The 23750-nt window shown below is 45.6% G+C and carries 19 protein-coding genes and 10 tRNA genes; 2 read left to right on the top strand and 27 right to left on the bottom strand.

What is annotated here, in order from left to right:
- Positions 1-270: 270 nt before the first annotated feature.
- The 5 genes from rplS to ffh all read right to left on the bottom strand — a co-directional run bounded on the left by rplS (position 271) and on the right by ffh (position 3885).
- Complete coding sequence (gene rplS / locus AB4558_RS20385) at positions 271-624, bottom strand: 50S ribosomal protein L19 (protein ID WP_004735514.1); 354 nt, start codon at positions 622-624, stop codon at positions 271-273.
- Between the two features lie 59 nt (positions 625-683).
- Entirely contained in the window at positions 684-1424 is a 741-nt protein-coding gene (gene trmD, locus AB4558_RS20380) for a tRNA (guanosine(37)-N1)-methyltransferase TrmD (protein ID WP_017061056.1), read from the bottom strand.
- A gap of 26 nt (positions 1425-1450) precedes the next feature.
- Complete coding sequence (rimM, locus tag AB4558_RS20375) at positions 1451-2005, bottom strand: ribosome maturation factor RimM (protein ID WP_017063236.1); 555 nt, start codon at positions 2003-2005, stop codon at positions 1451-1453.
- A 24-nt stretch (positions 2006-2029) separates the two neighbouring features.
- Positions 2030-2278, bottom strand: coding sequence for a 30S ribosomal protein S16 (rpsP, locus tag AB4558_RS20370; protein ID WP_004410028.1), 249 nt, complete (start codon positions 2276-2278; stop codon positions 2030-2032).
- 212 nt (positions 2279-2490) lie between these two features.
- Positions 2491-3885, bottom strand: a complete 1395-nt coding sequence (ffh, locus tag AB4558_RS20365) for a signal recognition particle protein (RefSeq protein WP_010435884.1) — start codon at positions 3883-3885, stop codon at positions 2491-2493.
- Positions 3886-4085: 200 nt separating this feature from the next.
- Between ffh and AB4558_RS20360 the strand changes: the two genes are divergently transcribed.
- On the top strand, positions 4086-4880 hold the full coding sequence (locus AB4558_RS20360) for an inner membrane protein YpjD (protein WP_019825854.1): 795 nt from the start codon (positions 4086-4088) through the stop codon (positions 4878-4880).
- A gap of 127 nt (positions 4881-5007) precedes the next feature.
- Complete coding sequence (locus tag AB4558_RS20355) at positions 5008-6279, top strand: HlyC/CorC family transporter (RefSeq protein WP_017063233.1); 1272 nt, start codon at positions 5008-5010, stop codon at positions 6277-6279.
- A gap of 97 nt (positions 6280-6376) precedes the next feature.
- On the opposite strand, the gene luxS is transcribed toward AB4558_RS20355, so the two are convergent.
- The 22 genes from luxS to alaS form a co-directional block, all read right to left on the bottom strand.
- Positions 6377-6895 (bottom strand): S-ribosylhomocysteine lyase, encoded by a 519-nt coding sequence (gene luxS / locus AB4558_RS20350; RefSeq protein WP_017056597.1) that lies wholly within the window; start codon positions 6893-6895, stop codon positions 6377-6379.
- A 24-nt stretch (positions 6896-6919) separates the two neighbouring features.
- Positions 6920-7570 (bottom strand): hypothetical protein, encoded by a 651-nt coding sequence (locus AB4558_RS20345; RefSeq protein ID WP_017629422.1) that lies wholly within the window; start codon positions 7568-7570, stop codon positions 6920-6922.
- Between the two features lie 10 nt (positions 7571-7580).
- A complete protein-coding gene (gene gshA / locus AB4558_RS20340; protein ID WP_017063229.1) occupies positions 7581-9149 on the bottom strand; it encodes a glutamate--cysteine ligase in 1569 nt (522 codons plus the stop codon).
- A 99-nt stretch (positions 9150-9248) separates the two neighbouring features.
- Complete coding sequence (locus AB4558_RS20335) at positions 9249-12107, bottom strand: M16 family metallopeptidase (protein ID WP_372159054.1); 2859 nt, start codon at positions 12105-12107, stop codon at positions 9249-9251.
- 9 nt (positions 12108-12116) lie between these two features.
- Positions 12117-12578, bottom strand: a complete 462-nt coding sequence (locus AB4558_RS20330) for a YqaA family protein (RefSeq protein WP_060982676.1) — start codon at positions 12576-12578, stop codon at positions 12117-12119.
- 6 nt (positions 12579-12584) lie between these two features.
- A complete protein-coding gene (locus AB4558_RS20325) occupies positions 12585-13538 on the bottom strand; it encodes an NADP-dependent oxidoreductase (protein WP_017065778.1) in 954 nt (317 codons plus the stop codon).
- 171 nt (positions 13539-13709) lie between these two features.
- Positions 13710-14840 (bottom strand): sodium ion-translocating decarboxylase subunit beta, encoded by a 1131-nt coding sequence (locus tag AB4558_RS20320; RefSeq protein ID WP_019825842.1) that lies wholly within the window; start codon positions 14838-14840, stop codon positions 13710-13712.
- Between the two features lie 9 nt (positions 14841-14849).
- Positions 14850-16625, bottom strand: a complete 1776-nt coding sequence (gene oadA, locus AB4558_RS20315) for a sodium-extruding oxaloacetate decarboxylase subunit alpha (protein ID WP_017059560.1) — start codon at positions 16623-16625, stop codon at positions 14850-14852.
- Positions 16626-16656: 31 nt separating this feature from the next.
- Positions 16657-16914 carry an oxaloacetate decarboxylase subunit gamma gene (locus AB4558_RS20310; protein ID WP_004741884.1) on the bottom strand — a complete coding sequence of 86 codons (258 nt, stop codon included), beginning with the start codon at positions 16912-16914 and terminating at the stop codon, positions 16657-16659.
- Positions 16915-17289: 375 nt separating this feature from the next.
- Positions 17290-17366, bottom strand: a tRNA-Arg gene (locus tag AB4558_RS20305).
- Positions 17367-17447: 81 nt separating this feature from the next.
- Positions 17448-17524: transfer RNA gene (locus tag AB4558_RS20300), tRNA-Arg, on the bottom strand.
- Between the two features lie 57 nt (positions 17525-17581).
- Positions 17582-17658, bottom strand: a tRNA-Arg gene (locus AB4558_RS20295).
- Between the two features lie 58 nt (positions 17659-17716).
- Positions 17717-17793: transfer RNA gene (locus AB4558_RS20290), tRNA-Arg, on the bottom strand.
- Between the two features lie 82 nt (positions 17794-17875).
- Positions 17876-17952 (bottom strand) — tRNA-Arg (locus AB4558_RS20285).
- An 80-nt stretch (positions 17953-18032) separates the two neighbouring features.
- A tRNA-Arg gene (locus AB4558_RS20280) sits at positions 18033-18109 on the bottom strand.
- Between the two features lie 67 nt (positions 18110-18176).
- Positions 18177-18253: transfer RNA gene (locus tag AB4558_RS20275), tRNA-Arg, on the bottom strand.
- An 89-nt stretch (positions 18254-18342) separates the two neighbouring features.
- Positions 18343-18435: transfer RNA gene (locus AB4558_RS20270), tRNA-Ser, on the bottom strand.
- A 44-nt stretch (positions 18436-18479) separates the two neighbouring features.
- Positions 18480-18556, bottom strand: a tRNA-Arg gene (locus tag AB4558_RS20265).
- A gap of 43 nt (positions 18557-18599) precedes the next feature.
- Positions 18600-18692: transfer RNA gene (locus AB4558_RS20260), tRNA-Ser, on the bottom strand.
- Positions 18693-19166: 474 nt separating this feature from the next.
- Complete coding sequence (gene csrA, locus AB4558_RS20255) at positions 19167-19364, bottom strand: carbon storage regulator CsrA (protein WP_004415691.1); 198 nt, start codon at positions 19362-19364, stop codon at positions 19167-19169.
- Positions 19365-19456: 92 nt separating this feature from the next.
- Complete coding sequence (locus AB4558_RS20250) at positions 19457-20638, bottom strand: aspartate kinase (RefSeq protein ID WP_081090215.1); 1182 nt, start codon at positions 20636-20638, stop codon at positions 19457-19459.
- A gap of 220 nt (positions 20639-20858) precedes the next feature.
- The gene (gene alaS, locus AB4558_RS20245) at positions 20859-23441 is read right to left on the bottom strand and encodes an alanine--tRNA ligase (RefSeq protein ID WP_017063223.1); all 2583 of its coding nucleotides are present in this window, start codon (positions 23439-23441) and stop codon (positions 20859-20861) included.
- Positions 23442-23750: the final 309 nt, after the last annotated feature.

Below are 23750 nucleotides of genomic sequence, written 5' to 3'. Positions count from 1 at the left end.
AGCGAGTAGCGAGTAGCGAGTAAATTTTGAAGGGTTGGCGTTTAACGTCAATCCTTTTTTATTGCCTATAACACGGCGCTAGTAGAGATTCCCTACTCCTTCCTTCGTCAGTCTAGGGAATGACGGTTAAATATGAGTTTCGTCTGGTTTGTCATCCTCAAGAGTGAGGTACGAGCGAATTGGGGATCTCTTACCTGCTAAGCTCCAAATAACAGACACAAAAAAGCGGAGCCAAATGGCTCCGCTTTTATCGATAGAATGCAAAAAGAATTACTTCTTAGTAAGCTTCTCTTTAATACGAGCTGACTTACCAGAACGCTCACGTAGGTAGTACAACTTGGCACGACGTACTGCACCACGGCGTTTAACTTCGATGCTATCAACCATTGGAGAGTGAGTTTGGAACGCACGCTCTACGCCTTCACCGTTCGAGATCTTACGAACTGTGAATGCAGAGTGTAGACCACGGTTACGAATAGCGATTACAACGCCTTCGAAAGCCTGTAGACGCTCACGGTCACCTTCTTTTACCTTAACCTGAACTACAACAGTGTCACCTGGTGCGAATTTAGGAAGGTCTGATTTTAGTTGCTCTTCTTCAAGAGCCTTGATGATGTTGCTCATTTGTATAAATTCCTAGAATAAACTGATACTAAATTTAATAGGTTACTGCTTGCTTTTCGTTAAGAGCGTTGCTCTTTAATGAATTCAGCCAGTAATTGTTCCTGTTCGTCAGTCAGAGCTAGGTTTTCCAGGAGTTCTGGTCTTCTTAGCCAAGTTCGGCCCAACGATTGTTTTAATCGCCAGCGACGAATGTCCTTATGGTTTCCAGACTTGAGTACCGATGGCACATCTTTATCGTCTAGCACCTCAGGGCGCGTATAATGGGGACAATCTAGCAAACCATTTGCAAAAGAATCTTCTTCTGCTGAAGCGAAATCTCCAAGTACACCCGGAACAAACCGAGATACTGAATCAATCAGCGTCATGGCTGGCAGTTCGCCACCCGTCATCACAAAATCTCCAATCGACCATTCTTCGTCAACTTCAGATTGAATGATGCGCTCATCTACCCCTTCGTAGCGACCACAAATAAGAAGTAAATTCTCGTTTGTTGCCAGCTCTTCAACACCTTTCTGGTCGAGTTTACGACCTTGAGGTGAAAGATAGATAACTTTCGTCTTTCCCGGTGCTGCTTGCTTGGCCGTTGTGATAGCGTCGCGCAAAGGCTGAACCATCATTAACATGCCAGGACCACCACCGTAAGGTCTGTCATCAACAGTGCGATGTTTATCATGAGTGAAATCACGAGGATTCCATGTCTCAATAGATAAAAGACCTTTTTTAACCGCTTGACCTGTTACTCCAAAATCAGTAACAGAACGGAACATTTCAGGAAAAAGGCTAATAATGCCAACCCACATGTGTTCTCTCGCTCTGTAATTTGGAGTTAGAATCCAGGATCCCAGTCAACTTCGATCCGGCGAGCTTCGCGATCAACTTTCTTGATCACTTGCTCTTCAAGGTACGGTACTAACCGTTCCTTTTGGCCAAAAGCATCTTTAAGATTTGCTTTGATTACTAGAACATCGTTCGAGCCAGTTTCTAATAGGTCAGTGACCTCACCAAGGTCGTAACCTTTAGTGGTAAAAACTTGCATACCGAACAATTCGCGCCAGTAGAATTCATCTTCTGACAATTCAGGTAACGAAGCAGGGTCAATAGCAATTTCAAAGTTAGTCATCAGTTGCGCGTCTTCACGAACATCTAATCCCGCTAGCTTACATACATAACCTTGGCCATGACGTTTCCAGCTCTCAACTTTGTACTCAACCCACTTACCCTTTAGGTTTAAATACCAAGGGCTGTAATCAAATATGCTTTCAGCATTGTCTGTGTAGGAGAACACTTTGAGCCAGCCACGAATACCATAGGTAGACCCAAGTTTACCCATGACAATTCTATTATTTTGCTCGCTCATAGTTTCTTTACCCTTCATCGACATAAGCTATTTCTCTTTAAAAAAGAATTAAGCCGCTTTTTGAGCGTCTTTAACTAGCTTAGCTACACGATCAGATAGAGATGCGCCTTGACCAACCCAGTGGTTAACACGATCTAGGTCTAGACGTAGACCTTCTTCTTGACCTTGAGCTGTAGGGTTAAAGAAACCTACTTTCTCGATGAAACGGCCAGTTGCAGCGTTACGGCTATCCGCAACTACGATTTGATAAAATGGGCGCTTCTTTGCACCGTGACGTGCCAAACGAATGGTTACCATGTCGTCCTCTTTGCTTTCTTAATAAAATAATTAACCCCAAGTATAAGTAAATAGCTTGGGGTCTCGTGCCAAATTAAAGCCCCGGAATTTTACTCTTATTCCGGTGCAATGCAAGGGCTTTAGCTATTTTTTCACCAACATAGCTGCCGTACACTTTCTGTGACACGGCTAACACTATGAAAAGTAACGTAGCTAAAGCTTACATTTGTAGATTATCGACCAAACGGGTTAAAGCCACCACCCATTCCGCCCATACCTCCACCGCCGCCCATCATGCCTTGCATGTTGCGCATCATGCCTTTCATGCCACCTTTCTGCATCTTCTTCATCATCTTCTGCATTTGGGTGAACTGCTTAAGCATACGGTTTACATCTTGTACCTGTGTACCAGAACCAGCGGCAATACGCTTTTTGCGTGAGCCTTTGATTAAGTCAGGGCGTTGACGCTCTTTCATGGTCATAGAGTTGATGATCGCTTCCATCTGCTTGAACATCTTGTCATCAACTTTATCTTTAACGTTATCTGGTAGCTGAGACATGCCTGGAAGCTTATCCATCATGCCCATCATGCCGCCCATGTTTTGCATCTGACCTAGCTGTTCACGGAAGTCTTCAAGGTCAAAGCCTTTCTTCTCTTTGAACTTCTTAGCCAGTTTCTCTGCTTTCTCGGTATCAACGTTTTTCTGTAGGTCTTCAATAAGAGACAGTACGTCGCCCATACCTAAGATACGAGAAGCAACACGATCTGGGTGGAACGGTTCTAGTGCGTCAGTCTTTTCACCAACACCCAAGAATTTAATCGGCTTGCCTGTGATATGACGAACAGACAGAGCAGCACCACCACGCGCATCACCATCAACTTTCGTCAAGATAACACCGGTTAGTGGTAACGCATCACCAAAGGCTTTTGCAGTGTTCGCAGCATCTTGACCTGTCATTGCATCAACAACGAACAGTGTCTCTACTGGTTTAATTGCAGTATGAAGCTCTTTGATCTCGCCCATCATCTCTTCATCGATAGCCAAACGACCCGCAGTATCGACAAGTAGCACGTCGTAGAATTTCTTCTTCGCGTGGTCGATTGCAGCGTTTGCAATATCAAGAGGCTTTTGATCAGCTGAAGATGGGAAGAAGTCTACGCCAACATCGCTTGCTAACGTTTCAAGCTGTTTGATCGCCGCTGGACGGTAAACGTCGGCAGACACAACCAAGACTTTCTTCTTGTCACGCTCAGTTAGAAGCTTAGATAGCTTACCTACCGATGTGGTTTTACCCGCACCTTGTAGACCCGCCATTAAGATAACGGCTGGCGGCTGCGCTGCTAGGTTAAGAGCCTCGTTAGACTCACCCATCACCGCTTCAAGTTCAGCTTGAACGATCTTAATGAATTCTTGACCAGGCGTTAGAGATTTAGAAACCTCAACACCCACAGCGCCTTCTTTTACGCGCTTAACAAAATCGCGGACAACGGGCAGTGCAACGTCGGCTTCAAGTAGCGCCATACGTACTTCACGCAGCGTCTCTTTAATATTGTCTTCGGTCAGACGACCTTTACCGCTGATGTTCTTCAGCGTTTTGGATAGACGATCCGTTAAATTATCAAACATAGTTTTCTCTTCGCTCAAAACTGCGACTATTACTGTGAGTATACATTAGCGCGGATTAGAGTCATACCCGTTGTAGAGCGTTAATCATCCGTGCTTGTGATGTGAGACATTATTCACTTGGAATTGAATGAGGTTCGCCATAGCCCCAAAGAGCGATGCGAGGTATAATTCGCCAATTAGTAATCATTAAAATGGATACCATGGACAGTCTTATTGCGATCGCAGCAGCCTTTCTTTATACAATGGCGATTTCCACGATCATTCCAGGTCTCGTGCACCAAACAGGAATCCGTGTAAAAACGGTGTTTATCAGCGCATTACTTGCTCTAGCTTTCCATGCTTGGTTGCTTGGCGATTTGATTTTTAATGCCAGTGGCCAAAACCTCAGTATCTTGAACGTTGCTTCATTAATCAGTTTAATCATATCTGTGGTAATGAGCGGTGCAATGCTCAAAACCCGTCTGTGGTTTATCTTACCCGTCGTCTATAGCTTCGCTGCGCTGAACTTGATGGCTGCCACTTTTCTTCCAAGCACCTTCATCAAACATCTAGAGAATGACCCAAAACTGCTCGTGCACATCTCTTTGGCTCTATTCTCATACGCAACGTTAACTATCGGTGCGCTATACGCCCTGCAACTTGCGTGGCTAGATCACAAACTTAAAAAGAAAAAAGCCTTAGTGATAAACCCTAACCTACCTCCTTTAATGATGGTGGAAAGACAGCTTTTCAAGATCATTTTGATTGGTAATGGTTTATTAACGGGTACTTTGCTGACTGGCCTTATCTTCGTACAAGATATGTTTGCTCAAGGAAAGGCGCACAAAGCGGTGTTGTCTTTTATCGCTTGGGTTATCTACTCCATCCTTTTATGGGGTCACTACCAAAAAGGGTGGCGTGGACAGAAAGTCACTTGGTTCGCACTTGCGGGCGCCAGCATGCTCACATTAGCCTACTTCGGTAGCCGCTTCGTTCAGGAAATCATCCTGAACTAGTCTGTAAAATAAAGGCAAGATCTCACATACCTTGCCTTTAAAATATTGAGTGCAATACATTCAATTGACATCTCGACCATGTTCGGTCATAAATTAATCAAGATACACAAATAGGAAAAGAATAGTTTTGGACGACATATCAACGGGTATCTTATTTGCGCTACTCGCGTGTCTCATTGTAATTTCTGGTTATTTCTCTGGTTCCGAAACGGGCATGATGTCCCTGAACCGCTACCGTTTAAAGCACTTGGCCAATACGGGTCATAAAGGTGCCAAACGTGTAGAAAAACTTCTGAACCGCCCAGACAGATTGATTGGCCTCATCCTCATCGGCAACAATCTCGTCAACATTCTTGCATCTGCGATCGCTACTATTCTTGGTATGCGCATCTACGGGGATATCGGTGTGGCTATCGCTACTGGTACCCTGACTCTCGTGATCCTAGTATTCGCCGAGGTAACCCCAAAGACCATCGCTTCTCTATTTCCTGAACGTGTCTCTTACGCGAGTAGTATCCTTTTGATGATACTGATGAAGGTGCTATCACCATTGGTGATCTTAGTGAACTTCATTACCAACGGCTTCATTCGTATCTTAGGCGTTAAAGCCAGCCATGATGCAACCGACCACTTGAGCTCCGAAGAGCTTAGAACCGTGGTAAATGAAGCCGGTAGCTTAATCCCTCAACGTCACCAAGATATGTTGGTGTCTATTCTGGATTTAGAGCACGTCACCGTGAACGACATCATGGTGCCGCGTAATGAGATTACTGGTATCGACATCAATGACGACTGGAAATCGATCGTTCGTCAACTTACCCACTCGCCTCATGGTCGCGTAGTGCTGTACCGTGACCAAATAGATGAAGTGGTCGGCATGCTTAGGCTGCGTGAAGCTTACCGTCTGATGCTTGAAAAGAACGAATTCAATAAAGAAACCCTGTTGCGTGCCGCGGATGAGATCTACTTTATTCCTGAAGCGACACCACTCAATATTCAACTGCTTAAGTTTCAACGCAATAAGCAGCGCATCGGTTTGATTGTTGATGAGTATGGCGACATCAATGGTTTGGTTACATTAGAAGATATTCTAGAAGAGATCGTAGGTGAGTTTACCACCTCAATCACCCCAAGCTTATCTGAAGAGATTACTCCGCAAAGCGATGGCAGCTTCTTGATTGAAGGCAGTGCCAATATCCGAGACATCAACAAAGGCTTACAGTGGGCACTGCCTACCGATGGCCCAAGAACTCTGAATGGTTTGATACTGGAACACCTTGAAGATATTCCAGAGAGTCACCTCAGTGTTCAGGTAGCCAGCCACCCAATGGAAATTGTTGAGCTTGAAGAGAACCGCATCAAACTGGTTCGCGTGTTCCCACAGATCGTGAACGGCTAACTGAGTTATCACTGAAGCTCACATAAACAAAAGACCCGGTTCATTGAACCGGGCCTTTTAGTATCTAACTCGCCCTATCTAGGGTAGCTATCAATGACTAGTCGATCTTAAGCTCTTGCAGCATAGACTCTGGCAGTGCCAGTTCATCATTCTTGTTTACAGAGATGCCTGCAGCGATGATCGCATTCGCGATCTCTTTCGCTTCATCCAAAGAGTGCATTGCCGCGGTACCACATTGGTATTCGTTCAGCTCAGGGATCTTATTCTGGTTCTCAACTTTCAGTACGTCTTGCATCGCTGCCAACCAACCGTCAGCCACTTGTTGTTCTGTAGGCGTACCAATCAGGCTCATGTAGAAACCAGTGCGACAGCCCATCGGTGAGATATCGATGATCTCTACATCTGAACCGTTCAATTGATTACGCATGAAACCAGCATATAGGTGCTCTAGAGTATGGATACCTTTCTCAGATAGGATGTCTTTGTTTGGCGCAGTAAAACGCAGGTCAAACACAGTGATGGTATCCCCTTTTGGGGTTTGCATTGTTTTAGCAACACGAACGGCAGGTGCGTTCATGCGTGTGTGATCAACAGTGAAACTATCTAATAAAGGCATTGCTCTTCTCCATGACGGCTGGCTTTAGAAAAACCAGCTTCGATTGTCTTCTAGTTCTTTGCGGCACTGTTTCAGCTGCCATCCATAATCTTTTGCTTGCTGTTCGACTTTGCGCGCCACCTTAATTAGCGATGGCTTGCTGTTGTATGACTTACGCTTATAACCACCACGGCCTTCATGATAAGCCAGGTATTGGTTATATGGGTCCCATAGTGAGATGCCCAATTGACGACGCGTCTCGCTGGTATACCAACCGATGAACATCAATGCATCATCAAAGTTGGTTCTTGAACCACCGTTATTGGTCGCCTTTTGGAAGTCTTCCCAAGCAGGATCTTGAGCTTGTGCATAACCGTAGGCACTGCTTACACGCCCCCACGGTATAAAGCCAAGAATGTAATCTTTAGGTGGGCGCGCATCATGACGATAGCTACTCTCTTGTTTCACAAAAGCCATCGCAACGTTAATCGGCGTTCCCCATTCTTCTTGCATATCCAAGGCATCTTCATACCATGAAGGGTGCTCTCGAAAGATGCTACACAAATTATCTTGCTGCTTTGGCGGTGGCGTTGCACATCCAACCAACAGGCTAGAGACAACACCAACAGTCACTACAGGTAACCATTTACTACTCACTCGAGTAGGCTGACCTAATAAGGCTTGCTTCCTTTCCACCAAAGTCTCGCTATGCTTTTAAATACGAAAAATAATCCGCTAAGAAGCTATCAAAATCTTGAGTGCTTGCTTCTTCACTTTGTTGCTGAGCAATCACAGAACGTTGAACTTCTGCTTCCATCAACTCAGCTGAATATACTTTGTATTGGTGCGCTTTGTGTTGCTGAGCGTACGTTTTACCTAACGCGCAACCCACTTTACCTAAGCCGCCCAATTTTTTGGTCTCTTCTAGCAACTGGCCAGAAATAGTTAGCTCAGGGTTATCAATCCAAGCCTCAAGCGTATCGCATGTTTCTTGGTATGCACGACCACCTTGTTCAGCGTCCATCATCTCGGCAATAGAGCGTAGATCTTTGAAGACACGCTTCGCCCAATCTTGCAGAGACAATCGCTCACCATGACAACCGATTTGCAGCTCTAGACCAACCTGACGACCTTGTAGGATCACCTTGTTCCAGTTATCGCGCCAGCATTCAAGTTCGCAGTTATCCATCTCAGCAGAGTCCGTTAGCACACTCCACGTTAGGAATAAGTCTAGGAAGCGAACCTGCTGCTCATTGATACCAATTGAGCTGAATGGGTTTACATCTAAAGAACGAACCTCAATGTACTCAACACCACCGCGTGCCAATGCTTCAGATGGTTTCTCACCACTCTTCGCCACACGCTTAGGACGGATTGGAGCGTAAAGCTCATTCTCAATTTGCAGTACGTTGCTATTCAATTGACGGTATTCACCATCAACCTTAGTGCCAATCTCGGCAAATTCTTCTGATGGTGTGCGAATCGCTTGATTCAAACCTTCAAGGTATTGGTCTAGGCTGTTGAAACCAATCTTCAACACACTTTGCGCACTGTTCGTGTAGCCAAGGTCGCTCAGGCGCAGCGCCGTTGCTTTTGGTAGATACAGTGTCTCGCCAATCTTTTCAAAAGGTAGGTTTGTTTCTCTTCCTTTGATGAAAGAAGAACATAGCGCAGGTGAAGCACCGAAGAAGTATGGGATTAACCAACCAAAGCGGTAGTAGTTACGAATCAAACCAAAGTAAGCATCTGACTTAGATTCACAACGCGCTTCTTCAGTTTGCTCTCCAAACAGGCTATCCCAAAAGCTTTCTGGGAAAGAGAAGTTGAAGTGAACACCAGAGATAATCTGCATCAGGCTACCGTAACGACGTTTTAGGCCTTCACGATATAGGGTCTTCATCTTACCGTTATTCGAGGTGCCGTATTGCGCTAGCTGAATGTAATCTTCACTGCCAACGTAACAAGGCATAGAAAGCGGCCATAGTTTTTCGCCGTCTAACTTGGTTTGCGTGAAGTGGTGGATATCAGACAACTGATTCAAAAGCGTCGGAACGTCGTTAGAAACAGGCGTGATAAATTCCAGTAGCGACTCAGAGAAATCGGTCGTTACCCATTCGTTCATCAACGCAGATCCCAAAGCCTCAGGGTGCGGCCCAGTAGCAAGGTGCCCATCTTCCGTGTAGCGTAATGTTTCCCTTTCAACACCACGACCAAATTGAGAGAAGGTCTTAGGGTTGGTTGCAACTTGCTTTAGTCGCGCAGCAAAATCAGTCAAAATTCAGTTCACTTATCTTATATTGTTCTGATTAGAACTATCATAAATTAGGTTGGAGGAGAAAAGTAGAGTCTCTTCCCTCCCCCTTTAATGTGTACTCTAACGAATGATTTCAAGCTCTTCTATTGGAATATCTAACTTTTCTAATTGCGGGCGAAGCGAAGTCGCGTCACCAACAACGATTATTTGATAATCATTCGGGTCAAACCATTTCTTAGATAGCTCGTTTAAGGTCTCTTTTGAAACCGTTTCAACTATCTGATTACGCTGTTGTAGGTAATCTTCATCAAGGCTCAATGCAACAATATTACTCAACAACCCCGCCTTTTGACTTGGCGTTTCGTATTTAAGTGCATCTTGTTGACCGACGGCAAGGCGCATAAATTTCACCTCTTCGTCAGTTAATCCACTTTGGCTAAACTCATTCAGCTCATTAATAAACTCTTGAATCGATGGAACCGTCGCATTCGCCCTTACCTGCGCGCTAAATACCACTGCGCCAGTTTCACGAGTACTTGCGAAGTAACCGCTTGCACCGTAAGTGTAGGCTTTGTCTTCACGTAGATTCTGGTTGATACGGCTATTAAAGTTACCCGCTAGGTTAAAGTTAGCTAACTGGCTCAAATACAATTCACCCGTCGCATCAAACGGCAGGCCTTTACGTACCAAGCGAACAATGCTTTGCGGCGCACCCGGTTTATCAACTAAGTACAGGTGCTGACCAGAAAGTTCTTTGACGATCTGCGGACGTGTTAATGGTGCCACATCGCCTTGCCACTCTTCAAAGAATTGTAGCTGTTTCCCTACCTCTTTCTTCGAGATGTCTCCCACAACAACAATATTGGCACCTTCTGGTGTGTAATGTTGTGCATAGAATTTTTTCACATCGTCTAAGGTCAATTTCGATAGAGATTCCTTAGTACCATCACTTGCGCGAGCAAAAACAGTGTCACCAAACAGCACTTCACGGGTTGCTTGAGAAGCCATCCAACTTGGCTGCTGATGCTGATACACAACGCCTTCTAGCATCTGTTTCTTAACACGCTCGAAGTCTTGCTCATCGAACTTAGGCTCGAATAGAACCTCTTGCACAATCGCCAAGGTTTGAGGCAGGTTTTTCTCTAGCGTCGAAACTGAAATGTCTGTTGTGTAGCTGCCCGCACTAATGCTCACGCTGCTACCAAGTTTATCTAAGGTCGCTTGTAACTCTTCAACGGTTCGTTTAGTTGAGCCTTCTTCCATCATCGAAGCCGTTAGGTTCGCTAGGCCTTCTTGCCCTTTGCGAACATAGCGTTCGCCTGCAGGCAATTGAATTTGCAGCTGTACTGTCGGCGTTTCACTGGTCACGGTACCAATTAAGTCAGTGCCATTTGCAAAGTGCATGCGGTACAACTCAGGCATGGTCGCCTCAACACCAAAGTTCACTTCTGGCATCACACTGCGATCAAAGGTATCCGGTGCCTTTCTGAAATCCAGTTGATCTTCCGTCACCTTGCTGTATTCCGGCAACGTACGTGGTGGCGTGGTAAAGGTCGCTTCACGAACCGCCAAATCGAGCTTTTTCTTAGGAACCACACTCAAGGTAACCTTGTGCTTACCTTCGATGAAATCTTGGTATGCCTTGCTCACGCTCTCAGGCGTCACCGCTCGGATTTGATCGAGTTGTGATTCAATGCGATCAGGCTGACCATAGAAGGTTTGGTTCGACGCGAGTTGCGACACCTTACCTTTAACGCTTTGCAATGCAAAAACAGCATTCGCTTCGGCCATGCCAGTGATCTGGTCTAAACGCTCTTGCTCAACGCCCTCTTTCGAGAATTGCTCCAGGGTATCCATCAGCTCTTTATTGAGAACCGTCAAATCGCCTTTTTCACCTGAGTTGCCCATTGCATACACGTACATGGTACACGCCAACTCAGCACAATCATGGAAAGAGCCAGCGCTGACGGCCTTCTGCGTTTTTACGAGGTTTTGATATAGGTAACTGTTGGTACCTGAACCTAACACGTTAGACAATGCATTCAGTGAAGCTTGCGTCTCTTCACCGCGATATGTTGTTGGCCACCCCACCAGCACCATCGGCTGACGAATATTGTCTTCTAAGGTGATGTATTTATCTTCTGTTAGAACAGCAGGTTGCTTCTCTGCCGCCTTCACTTCAGGGCCTTGAGGAATTGAACCAAAGTACTTGTTAACCCATTCTAGCGTGTCATCAACGTCGATATCACCACCAATCGTTAACACGGCATTGTTTGGGCCGTACCAACGCAGGAAGAACGCTTTAAGATCATTCACGTCAACACGGTCAAGATCTTCAACATAGCCGATTGGTTGCCAAGAGTAAGGGTGACCTTCAGGGTAAAGCGCTTCGCCCATACGTTCCCACATCAAGCCGTAAGGACGATTTTCGTAGCTCTGCGCTCGCTCGTTCTTGACCGTGCCTCTTTGAACCTCAAATTTCTTCTGAGAAACAGCATCCAACAAGAAGCCCATTCGGTCTGATTCTAACCACAACATTTTCTCAAGTTGGTTAGAAGGAACAGTTTCAAAATAGTTGGTGCGGTCACGATTGGTCGTGCCGTTTAACGAACCACCCGCTTCGGTAATAATCTTAAAGTGCTGTTGGTCACCAACGTTCTCAGAACCCTGGAACATCATGTGCTCAAAGAAGTGAGCAAAGCCCGACTTGCCAATCTCTTCACGTGCTGAGCCGACATGATAAGTTACATCAACATGCACCAACGGATCGGAATCATCAGGGGAAAGAATAACTGTCAGGCCGTTTTCAAGCTGATACTTGGTGTAAGGAATCACCACTTTATCTTTAGAGGGCTTTACCTCTTCTAACAGAGTGACACCTTCAGGTAACGAGGAAAAGAAGGGCGTTGAGCTAGGTACATTGTAAGAACAGCCTGCAATGGCGATAAGAGAAAATGTACCAAGTAAAACCTTTTTCATAGGTTCTCCTTAGAAAAAACCGAAGTAGATAGCAGCAAGTAAGCTATAGCGAGCGGCTTTGCCAATCGCTATCAAAATAACGCAAGGGATGAATTTCATTCTTAGCCAACCCGCAGCGAGACACAAAGGGTCACCAATGATCGGTAACCAACTAAATAACAGTGTCCAGTAGCCATAGCGACTCAGCCAAGCCATAGCCTTATGACCATGCTTTTCAGATTGAGTTCGATTAGGCAACCACAAACCAATCCAATAGTTAGTCAGGCCGCCTAAGGTATTGCCTAATGTCGCCACTAGAATGATCGATGAGGTTGAAAACTGATCTAAGCTCAATGCAGCCACAAGGCTAGCTTCTGAACCACCGGGTAGTAACGTGGCACTCAAGAAGCCACTGATGAAGAGTACCCACAGCGCCGAGTCCGAGAACCACAGCGCGATATTTTCAAAAAGGGAGTTAAAAAATTCTAACACTGCCTATCAACTTTCTTGCATTTTAAGTAGCACCTTGCCTCTGGTGTGTCCGGTTTCAACCTGCAGGTGCGCCGACTGCGCCTCGTCTAACTGGTAGATACCTTGAATTTCTGTTTTGAGCAATCCGACACTGACCATGTAAAGCATGGTGTCCATTTGCTCAGGGTTTGGTTCAACCAGCATGCCTGATGCAGTAAAACCTAATAGTGTTGCTTTCTCACAGATAAGTTCTGCAGATAGAGTCGGTACTGTCACTACTCGCGCGCCATCTTTTAGGCACTTCAATGCATCAAGCGCGGTATCGCCACCGACCAAATCAATCAACACATCGACATCAGATACTCTTTCTGATGCTGGCGCAAACTTATAGTTAATCGCGTGAGCACCTAGCGTCGCAAGGTAATCAAGATTGGCTTCGCTGCAGGTTGTGTAAACCTCAGCTTTTGCTGCCACTGCAATTTGAACCGCAAGGTGACCAACGCCGCCCGCGCCCGCTAAAATAAGCACGCGGTCGCCTTCTTTCACTTCGGCTTTGTTGAGCGCTTGTGCCGCTGTTTGACTCGCAAGTGGTAATGCAGCTGCCGCTTCTAGAGTGACAGAGTCAGGAACCATACTTAATGCAGCTTCTGGAACACACACATATTGGCTGTAACCGCCACCTTGCAGTGGAAAACCAATAAAGCCAGCCACGTTATCACCAACAGTAAAGCGTTCAGCCTGTTCGCCTAGCGAAACAATTTGCCCTGAAATATCGTAGCCAGGCACCCAAGGCAGGTTATCTTTGTTTTGTGCTGCCGCCCAACCAAGACCCGCTCGGGTTTTGACATCAATCGGATTAATGCCTGAAAAGGAAACTTTAACCACCACTTCTCCAGCCTTAGGCTCAGGGATCGCACTGGTTTGAATACTTAGGTTTTCGACGCCGCCGAATTGAGTAATCGCAATCTGTTTATTTTCCATTCCACATTTCCTTGATTGATAAAAGCCCTAGTGAGCAAGCACCCTAATTAATAAAAAGAAAGGGATGCGAAAGCATCCCTTTGACTATAAACCATTTAATAAGGCTAAGTTAACCGCTCATTCGTAAATTGACGACCAATTAACGTAACGATACATGACCCAGCAAATCCACTAGCCCACGAGAGCTAATAGAATGCCCGCCGCAACCGCACTACCAAGTACACCGGCTACGTTCGGACCCATTGCATGCATCAATAAGAAGTTCTGAGGGTTTGCCTCAAGACCAACCTTGTTCACAACACGTGCCGCCATTGGAACCGCCGATACGCCAGCTGCGCCAATCAGTGGGTTGATGTCCTCTTTCGAGAATCGGTTCAACACCTTAGCCATCAATACACCACCCGCCGTACCGATACTGAACGCGACCGCACCTAAACCTAGAATACCCAGTGTTTCTAAGTTCAAGAACGTATCCGCTTGAAGCTTAGAACCAACCCCTAGACCTAGGAAAATAGTTACAACGTTAATCAGTTCGTTTTGAGCTGTTTTTGAAAGGCGATCAACCACACCCGCTTCACGCATTAAGTTACCCAAACAGAACATACCCACTAGAGGTGTTGCTGAAGGTAGGAACAAAATCGTCATCAGTAGTACAGCAAGCGGGAAAAGAATCTTCTCGGCTTTGCTAACGTGACGAAGTTGAGCCATCTTAATTTTGCGCTCTTCAGGAGACGTTAACGCTTTCATGATTGGTGGCTGAATGATAGGAACCAAAGCCATGTAGCTATAAGCCGCTACTGCAATGGCACCTAAAAGATCCGGAGATAACTTACTCGCCAAGAAGATCGCAGTTGGGCCATCGGCACCACCAATGATCGCAATTGACGAAGCATCGGCCATCGAGAACTCCATTCCTGGAACGTAGTTCAGCAAGATCGCGCCAAATAGCGTCGCGAAGATACCAAACTGAGCCGCAGCCCCTAGCCACAACGTTTTAGGGTTCGCAATCAACGCACCGAAGTCCGTCATCGCACCAACACCCATAAAGATCAGCAGTGGGAAAATACCTGTCTCAATACCAATGTAGTAGACGTAGTAGAGCAAACCACCTGGATCAGTAAACCCAGCATTTGGAATGTTTGCTAATACAGCACCAAAACCAATAGGCAGTAGAAGTAACGGTTCAAATCCTTTACGAATTGCCAAAAACAACAGTAAGCAACCAACCAGCATCATACAGATCTGGCCGAACTCAAAGTTCGCAATCCCTGTTTCAGACCATAAGGTCATCAATCCTTCCATGGTACTCCCTTACGCTAAGCTTAGTAGTGGAGCGCCTACAGTAACTGCATCGCCTTCTTTAACATTCAATTCTTGAACGATACCACCACGAGCAGCACGAACTTCCGTTTCCATCTTCATCGCTTCTAGGATTAGTAGAACGTCGCCTTCAGAAACCTCAGTACCCGCCTGAACGTTTACTTTAAAGATGTTACCCGCCAATGGAGCTGGAACCGCTTCAGCGTCAGACGCTGCTACTGGTGCAGCCTGAGCAGGTTTTGCAGATGGCGCCACCGATGTCAGTTCACCTTGTGGGCCAACTTCAACATCGTAAACTTGACCATCAACCTTCACGCTGTAGCTTTCAATACCACCAGAAGCTTGTACAGGAGCTGCAGCAACTGGAGCCGCAACTTCTAGCGTTGGTGCAGGTTCAAATGCTTCAGGATTACGACGGTTCTTAAGGAACTTAAGACCCACTTGTGGGAAGAGCGCGTAAGTCAGTACATCATCAACCGTATCTTCAGCTAGAGAGATACCCTCTGATTTCGCTTTCTCTAACAGATCCGTCGTTAACGTATCCATTTCAGACTTAAGTAAATCAGCAGGACGACAAGTAATCGGCTCTGCACCGTCTAGAACTTTCGCTTGCAGTTCAGCATCCACTTCAGCAGGAGCTTGACCGTATTCACCTTTCAGTAGACCAGCAGTCTCTTTCGTGATGCTCTTATAGCGTTCGCCCGTTAAGACGTTAATAACCGCTTGAGTACCGACAATCTGAGAAGTTGGTGTTACTAAAGGAATGTAACCAAGCTCTTTACGTACGCGTGGGATCTCTTCTAGAACTTCATCCATGCGATCGGCGGCGCCTTGCTCTTTAAGCTGGCCTTCCATGTTAGTTAACATTCCGCCAGGAACTTGAGCGATTAAGATGCGAGAATCGACACCTTTTAGCTGACCTTCCCATTTCGCGTACTTTTTACGTACATCACGGAAGTAAGCCGCGATGGGTTCGATTTGGTCTAGTTTAAGATTCGTGTCGCGCTCTGTACCTTCTAACATAGCAACAACCGTTTCGGTTGGCGTATGACCGTAAGTACAGCTCATTGAAGAAATAGCGGTATCTAGAATGTCGATACCCGCTTCAACGGCTTTAACCGCTGTTGCAGTCGATAGACCAGTTGTCGCGTGGCTATGCAGTGCCAGAGGAACGTCACACGATGCTTTGATACGTGTAATCAGCTCTTCTGCTTCATACGGCTTTAATAAACCTGACATATCTTTGATACATAGTGAGTGACAACCTAGGTCCTCTAGGCGCTTAGCCAAATCAACCCAAGTATCTGAATTGTGGACCGGACTGGTTGTGTAAGACAACGTACCTTGAGCGTGGCCACCAACGTCGATCGTTGCTTTCACTGCTTTTTCAAAGTTACGCACGTCATTCATCGCATCAAAGATACGGAATACGTCCATGCCGTTTTTATGGGCACGTTCAACAAATTTTTCTACTACATCATCCGCGTAGTGACGGTAGCCCAATAGGTTTTGACCACGCAGTAGCATCTGCATTGGTGTGTTTGGCATCGCTTTTTTCAGCTCACGCAAACGCTCCCATGGATCCTCGCCAAGAAAACGGATACACGAATCAAACGTCGCGCCGCCCCAAGTCTCAAGTGACCAGTAACCGACTTTATCCAGTTCTGCCGCAATTGGCAGCATATCTTCGATACGCATACGAGTAGCAAATAGTGACTGGTGCGCGTCACGAAGTACCACATCTGTGATAGCTAGTGGTTTAGACATGCTCATAAACTCCTTTTTAATCCTTTAAATACTACTTAGCAGTAGACGCACGGTATTGATGAACCGCGGCCGAAATTGCAGCCACTACCTGTGGACTAACAGCTGAAGGGTTTGATTGTGATTTTTGAATTTTTTTAGGTGCTGCGATCGGCTCTGGTACTTCTTCTGGTACCAGTTTTGACATCAACCGAACGAGGTAAACTAGAATAGTTAGGAAAATAAAGACAACGGACATCCCCGTTATCATTAGAGTCGCCGCATCTCCTAGCAGGCTTCCAATATTAGTCATGTTGCTTCCTTTCTTCGTCATCCTGACATACGTACAGGATTTCAGCGAATAGTGATCCCGACCCATGGATTATCTCGATTGGTAAAAGTTTGTCAATTTTGTTTAAGGTTCTGTTACGGATAACGCACACATAAGGTTAATTATTCGCCTATCAGATCACATAAATCTGTCAAATACGTCATTTTTAGATATTTAAACTGTGACTTAAACGGGGCTTTTCTGGGAATTGATATGAGAAAGGTGGAATAACAAAGAAGCAATCAAGAACTACTTTAAATACAACAAGTTAAACAACGAACAAATTTAACATTGTCGCAACAAATTTGCAGCAGACATAAAAAAAGCCTCGTATAAACGAGGCTTTTTCTAATAATGTGGCGCGCTCTGGAGGATTCGAACCTCCGACCGCCTGGTTCGTAGCCAGGTACTCTATCCAGCTGAGCTAAGAGCGCACGGTTTTAATATCAATTCATTGTTACTAACAACAGATCAATATAAGGATTTCATTCTTATAAGAAAAAAGCCCTAAATAGTGGCGCGTCCTGGAGGATTCGAACCTCCGACCGCCTGGTTCGTAGCCAGGTACTCTATCCAGCTGAGCTAAGGACGCACGGTTTTCGATATCAGTATTTCCAATATCAGGAGTTCACAAGGAAACCCTAAAGAGTGGCGCGTCCTGGAGGATTCGAACCTCCGACCGCCTGGTTCGTAGCCAGGTACTCTATCCAGCTGAGCTAAGGACGCGCAGTTTTCGATATCGGTATTCCCAATATCAGGGGTTCATAAAAGAAACCCTAAATAGTGGCGCGCTCTGGAGGATTCGAACCTCCGACCGCCTGGTTCGTAGCCAGGTACTCTATCCAGCTGAGCTAAGAGCGCACGGTTTTAGTATCAATTCGTTGTAAACAACAACAACTCAATACAAGGATTTCTGTTCTTATAAGAAAGAAGCCCTAAATAGTGGCGCGTCCTGGAGGATTCGAACCTCCGACCGCCTGGTTCGTAGCCAGGTACTCTATCCAGCTGAGCTAAGGACGCACGGTTTTTGATATTAATTCTCGACGAACGATTTATCAATATCAGGATTCACATTCTTATAAGAACTAAACCCTAAATAATGGCGCGCTCTGGAGGATTCGAACCTCCGACCGCCTGGTTCGTAGCCAGGTACTCTATCCAGCTGAGCTAAGAGCGCACGGTTTTAGTATCAACTTAGTCAATACAAGGACTTTCATTCTTAAAAGAAATAAACCCTTAAATAGTGGCGCGTCCTGGAGGATTCGAACCTCCGACCGCCTGGTTCGTAGCCAGGTACTCTATCCAGCTGAGCTAAGGACGCACGGTGTTCATTCATTAAGAATGAAGTTGTGAAATATATCACATTCTTCTTGCTACGAAGAAAAAAAAAGGCCATCGGCCTGTAATGAATGGCGGTGAGGGAGGGATTCGAACCCTCGATGCAGCTACAAACCACATACTCCCTTAGCAGGGGAGCGCCTTCGGCCACTCGGCCACCTCACCTAATTCATTATTCTCAAATCACTTACAAGTAAGAGAAGAGAGAATGGCGCGTCCTGGAGGATTCGAACCTCCGACCGCCTGGTTCGTAGCCAGGTACTCTATCCAGCTGAGCTAAGGACGCACATTTACATTGTCTAAATTGCTAATTTTAGACTCGCAAGAAATGGCGGTGAGGGAGGGATTCGAACCCTCGATGCAGCTACAAACCACATACTCCCTTAGCAGGGGAGCGCCTTCGGCCTCTCGGCCACCTCACCGTCTTGCGGAGGCACATATTACGTTTTACCGAAAATATGTCAAACACTTTATTGAAAAAAATTGGACAAAAACACTCAACCGTTTGCTATTTAATCAAAGCGCTTGCAAATTGAACTTATAAGATTCAAATCGCGCTTTTTCCCTTAAAAATTAAGGTGAAAGATTGGCAATAATAAACAGCCGAAAACAATTATCTAATTTCTCCAGCAGCAAGTGCTACCGCTGATGGCACAATACTACGGGATGCGTATTTTCGCCATAGGGGAAGCGAATAAATCTTGAGTTTTGCCAAACAAAATACAGAGCAACAGTTCTGTTCAACCTTGTCTGTATCTCGCAGCATCACAAAGCATTCACTTCACCACTTTGAGACAGATCCGTTATCCAACCCATCTATGTCCCAATCAGTGTTTCGGTTCCCCAAGATCAAAAAAGGCTAGCAACAATGCTAGCCTCTTCTCTACGCAAAAGTATTAGTAGTTGCCAGATGCAACGTTACCATTACCTTTTTCAGCTTGAATGCGCATGTAGATCTCTTCACGGTGAACAGATACTTCTTTAGGTGCGTTAACACCGATACGTACTTGGTTACCTTTAACGCCTAGTACAGTAACTGTTACTTCATCACCAATCATCAGTGTTTCGCCAACGCGGCGAGTCAAAATTAGCATTCTTTGCTCCTTGAGTAATCTCTAAATTTATCTAGCTACGAGAGCATTATCCAACAAAAGTTATATTTTCGTAAACTATCGATTGAGTTTATTTAACCAAAATGCACTTCTTTTTTAGGATAACCCTGTGTTTCACGCGCTACGATGTATGCATTGTGTAATATGTTAGCAGCCATATCGACTTGCGTTGGTGATATCACCAAAGTTAAAGACTGCTGCTGCAATAAGTGATGCTGTACATCAATTTCGCCTTCAGACAACAATCCATGTGAACTGACCACAATTTCTTGTGTTCGGCTTCCTACCACAGTTAACAAACTAACCTGTTCACTATTACGGATTTTCTCAGCAAAAACTAGTTTTAATTTGGCACTTATGTCTTGTTTAATAATGAGTGCTGCCCGTTCTGTTTCCTCGATCACACTACAGACTTCGATCCCCAACAGTTGGCAATGTGAAATGAAAGACGGTAAATCTTCATTCAAACACTCGATACGCACCATATCTCTTTGGATGGCGATGCCAGCAATATCATTCAAACACTGATTACCCGCGATCAATGTGCCCTCGCCTTGTTCAAAGCTTGAAAGCACTCGCAATGGCACGTTGTGCTGCCATGCATACTGAACACAAGGAAGGTGCAATACCTTAGCGCCTCGGCGAGCCATCTCTTCCATAGAAGGAAAGTCTAAAGTATCTAATTTCTGAGATTGTTTTACGACTCTAGGGTCACAAGAGTAAACACCATCTACATCAGTATAGATCTGGCATTCTTTCGCCTGCAAGGCACCTGCAAGCGCGACCGCTGTAGTATCTGAACCACCGCGGCCTAATGTCGTGATATCACCTTTCGCATTGAATCCTTGAAAGCCTGCAACAATAACAATCTGGTTGTCATCTAGCAGAGCTTGAATCGGAGCAGTATCAATACGCTCAATCGCTGCATTATTATGATTAGAATCCGTGTGTATCTTGGCTTGATAGCCAGTCATCGATGTCGCTTCATAACCTAACTTGTGTAACGTCATTGCTAACAAGGCCATGGAAACTTGCTCGCCAGCCGTTAACAACACATCCAGTTCTCTAGCGTTTGGTACGCTATCAACTTGCGTGGCTAAATTAACTAACCGATTTGTTTCACCAGACATAGCCGAAACGACAACCACGATCTGGTTCCCTTCATTTTTCGCTTCAATGATTTTTTCTGCTACATGATGGATTCGTTCAATTGAACCCACCGACGTTCCACCAAATTTCTGCACGATAAGAGGCATTTTCACCCGTCCTCACCTTCCCAAGACCAATGTCTATATATGACAAAAAAACACATACTCCGCGTCAGGGCGAAGCAATAAAAAATTAACCAAGGAGTCTAACGCCACCATTAGACTTCTTGGTTAATCTCAATCAAACCTTGTTTAAACACACTTCCAATAGGCAAAATAAAAGATGCCCAATCAACTGATTGGGCATCTTTGTATCAATTACTTAAGCTTAAAGACGCTCTTCTAGCCAAGTACGCACAGATTTAAGCGCTTCTGGCAGTGCTGCAACGTCTGTACCGCCCGCTTGAGCCATATCTGGACGACCGCCGCCTTTACCGCCAACTTGCTCAGCAACCATCTTGACGAGATCACCCGCTTTTACTTTGCCGATTAGGTCTTTGGTTACACCAGCAATCAAGCCAACTTTACCGTCTGCTACGTTCGCGATCAGGATGATGCCGCTACCTACTTGGTTTTTAGCGTTATCAACCATAGTACGTAGGTTCTTGTTGTCTGCGCCTTCAATTGCAGCAACCAAAACTTTAGTACCAGAGATGTCTTCTACTTTGCCCATGATGTTTGCGCTTTCTGCAGCAGCCATCTTTTCTTTAAGCAGTTGGATTTCTTTCTCTAGCGATTTCGCTTTCTTAGCTGATTCAGCAAGTTTCTCTTCGTAAGCGTTAGCCTGAGCTTCTACTGCATCTAGTGCAGCTTCACCTGTTACCGCTTCAATACGACGAATACCCGCAGCAATACCACCTTCAGAAGTGATCTTGAATAGGCCGATATCACCTGTGTTTGAAGCGTGGATACCACCACAAAGTTCAGTAGAGAAGTCGCCCATAGATAGAACGCGAACTTCATCATCGTACTTCTCGCCAAACAGTGCCATTGCACCTTTTTCTTTCGCTGACTCGATGTCCATGATGTTCGTTTCAATCACATGGTTCTTACGAACTTGTGCGTTAACTAGACGCTCTACTTCTTTAATCTGTGCTGGTGTTACCGCTTCAAGGTTAGAGAAGTCAAAACGTAGGTTGTCTGGCTTAACTAAAGAACCTTTCTGAGCAACGTGCTCACCTAGCACTTCGCGCAATGCAGAGTGAAGTAAGTGAGTGGCAGAGTGGTTTAGTGAGATAGCAGCTCGACGCTCAGCGTCAACCGTTGCTTCTACTTTATCGCCCTTAGCAAATACACCTTCAACTAGCTCACCGTGGTGCGCAAATGCGTTACCTAGCTTCTGAGTGTCTTGTACTTTGAAAAGACCCGACGCTGTTTTTAGTGTACCAGCATCACCACATTGACCGCCTGACTCAGCGTAGAATGGTGTCTCTTCAAGGATGATGATTGCTTTGTCGCCAGCCGATAGTGAAGCAACCTCTTCGCCGTCAACGAATAGCGCAGAGATTTCACCAGCACCTTCAGTTGCTGTATAACCACAGAACTCAGTGTTGGTGTCTACTTTGATTGTCGCGTTGTAATCCGTGCCGAATTGGCCTGCTTCACGTGCACGCTTACGCTGTGCTTCCATCGCCTTCTCAAAGCCTTCTTCATCGATAGTAAAATCGCGTTCGCGAGCTACATCGTTAGTAAGGTCAGCTGGGAAGCCGTATGTATCGTAAAGTTTGAAAACTGTTTCGCCGTCAAGCTCTTTGCCTTCAAGTGCATCTAGTGCGTCATTAAGAATAACCATGCCGCGCTCTAGCGTACGACCAAAGTTCTCTTCCTCAATGCGAAGTACTTTTTCAACCAGCTCTTGCTGTTTCTTAAGTTCATCTGCCGCAGAGCCCATCACTTCAGCCAGTACGCCCACAAGTTTGTGGAAGAACACGCCTTGTGCGCCAAGCTTGTTACCGTGACGAACTGCACGACGGATGATACGACGTAGAACGTAGCCACGACCTTCGTTTGAAGGCATAACACCGTCAGCAATTAGGAATGAACAAGAACGGATGTGGTCAGCAATAACGCGTAGCGATTGGTTAGATAGATCGTCATGACCAACAACTTCCGCAGTCGCTTTGATTAGCTTTTGGAATACATCAATTTCGTAGTTAGAGTGAACGCCCTGCATGATTGCAGAAATACGCTCAATACCCATACCTGTATCTACAGCAGGCTTAGGTAGCGGTTCCATTGTGCCGTCAGCGTGACGGTTGAACTGCATGAATACGTTGTTCCAGATCTCGATGAAACGGTCACCATCTTCTTCAGGTGTACCAGGACGGCCGCCCCAGATGTGCTCACCGTGATCGTAGAAGATTTCAGTACATGGACCACAAGGACCTGTGTCACCCATCGTCCAGAAGTTATCAGACTCGAACTGTTTACCGCCTTCTTTGTCGCCAATGCGAACGATACGGTCAGCAGGAACACCTACTTTCTTGTTCCAGATATCGAATGCTTCATCATCTGTCTCGTATACCGTTACCAGTAGACGATCTTTTGGCAGTTGAAGAGTTTCAGTCAGGAATTCCCAAGCAAATCCAATCGCTTCTTCTTTGAAGTAGTCGCCAAAGCTGAAGTTGCCTAGCATTTCGAAGAACGTGTGGTGACGAGCCGTGAAACCTACGTTTTCAAGGTCATTGTGTTTACCACCCGCACGTACACAACGCTGAGCCGTAGTTGCTCGAGTGTAGGCACGCTTTTCGGCGCCTAAGAAGCAATCTTTGAATTGGTTCATACCTGCGTTAGTGAATAGCAGGGTTGGATCGTTATGTGGAACTAACGATGAACTGTCTACGATTTGGTGTTCTTTGCTCTCAAAGAACTTAAGGAACGCGTTGCGAACCTCATCAGTGCTCATGTACATGCAGCTCTTCCTGAAAATAGTCGAGTTAGAATTTTGCCGTATTGTAGATCATGGTTAAGGCTTCGACTAGTTTTCTTGTAGAAAAGACACCCTTGGGCAGGATTTTAGTGGGAATTCGATAAAATGAAGAATATTCCACTATATCTTGCCGTGGAAAAGCAGAACTAAATTGACGACCTAGTACCGAAGAAACTCAGTCAACGAGAGAGATTTGACCAAAGACATGCTCGACGGAGCAGATCCAATAAAAAAGCCCCGCATAAAATATGCGAGGCTTTAAATTCTTTCAATGTCCCGTCCTGAAATGTG

It is taken from the genome of Vibrio sp. 10N.222.51.C5 (assembly GCF_041474575.1).
GTDB classification, from domain to species: Bacteria; Pseudomonadota; Gammaproteobacteria; order Enterobacterales; family Vibrionaceae; genus Vibrio; species Vibrio crassostreae_C.
The sequence above is the reverse complement of the archived record's forward strand: the minus strand, read 5'-3'. Positions and strand labels throughout refer to the sequence as shown.

Excerpts from the sequence above, each read along its gene's own strand:
- rimM (WP_017063236.1), bottom strand. The coding sequence starts at position 2,005 with ATGTCGATGAAGGGTAAAGAAACTATGAGCGAGCAAAATAATAGAATT.
- rpsP (WP_004410028.1), bottom strand. The coding sequence starts at position 2,278 with ATGGTAACCATTCGTTTGGCACGTCACGGTGCAAAGAAGCGCCCATTT.
- trmD (WP_017061056.1), bottom strand. The coding sequence starts at position 1,424 with ATGTGGGTTGGCATTATTAGCCTTTTTCCTGAAATGTTCCGTTCTGTT.
- AB4558_RS20320 (WP_019825842.1), bottom strand. The coding sequence starts at position 14,840 with ATGGAAGGATTGATGACCTTATGGTCTGAAACAGGGATTGCGAACTTT.
- AB4558_RS20360 (WP_019825854.1), top strand. The coding sequence starts at position 4,086 with ATGGACAGTCTTATTGCGATCGCAGCAGCCTTTCTTTATACAATGGCG.
- AB4558_RS20325 (WP_017065778.1), bottom strand. The coding sequence starts at position 13,538 with ATGGAAAATAAACAGATTGCGATTACTCAATTCGGCGGCGTCGAAAAC.
- ffh (WP_010435884.1), bottom strand. The coding sequence starts at position 3,885 with ATGTTTGATAATTTAACGGATCGTCTATCCAAAACGCTGAAGAACATC.
- alaS (WP_017063223.1), bottom strand. The coding sequence starts at position 23,441 with ATGTACATGAGCACTGATGAGGTTCGCAACGCGTTCCTTAAGTTCTTT.
- AB4558_RS20250 (WP_081090215.1), bottom strand. The coding sequence starts at position 20,638 with ATGCCTCTTATCGTGCAGAAATTTGGTGGAACGTCGGTGGGTTCAATT.
- luxS (WP_017056597.1), bottom strand. The coding sequence starts at position 6,895 with ATGCCTTTATTAGATAGTTTCACTGTTGATCACACACGCATGAACGCA.
- csrA (WP_004415691.1), bottom strand. The coding sequence starts at position 19,364 with ATGCTAATTTTGACTCGCCGCGTTGGCGAAACACTGATGATTGGTGAT.
- AB4558_RS20310 (WP_004741884.1), bottom strand. The coding sequence starts at position 16,914 with ATGACTAATATTGGAAGCCTGCTAGGAGATGCGGCGACTCTAATGATA.
- AB4558_RS20335 (WP_372159054.1), bottom strand. The coding sequence starts at position 12,107 with ATGAAAAAGGTTTTACTTGGTACATTTTCTCTTATCGCCATTGCAGGC.
- oadA (WP_017059560.1), bottom strand. The coding sequence starts at position 16,625 with ATGTCTAAACCACTAGCTATCACAGATGTGGTACTTCGTGACGCGCAC.
- rplS (WP_004735514.1), bottom strand. The coding sequence starts at position 624 with ATGAGCAACATCATCAAGGCTCTTGAAGAAGAGCAACTAAAATCAGAC.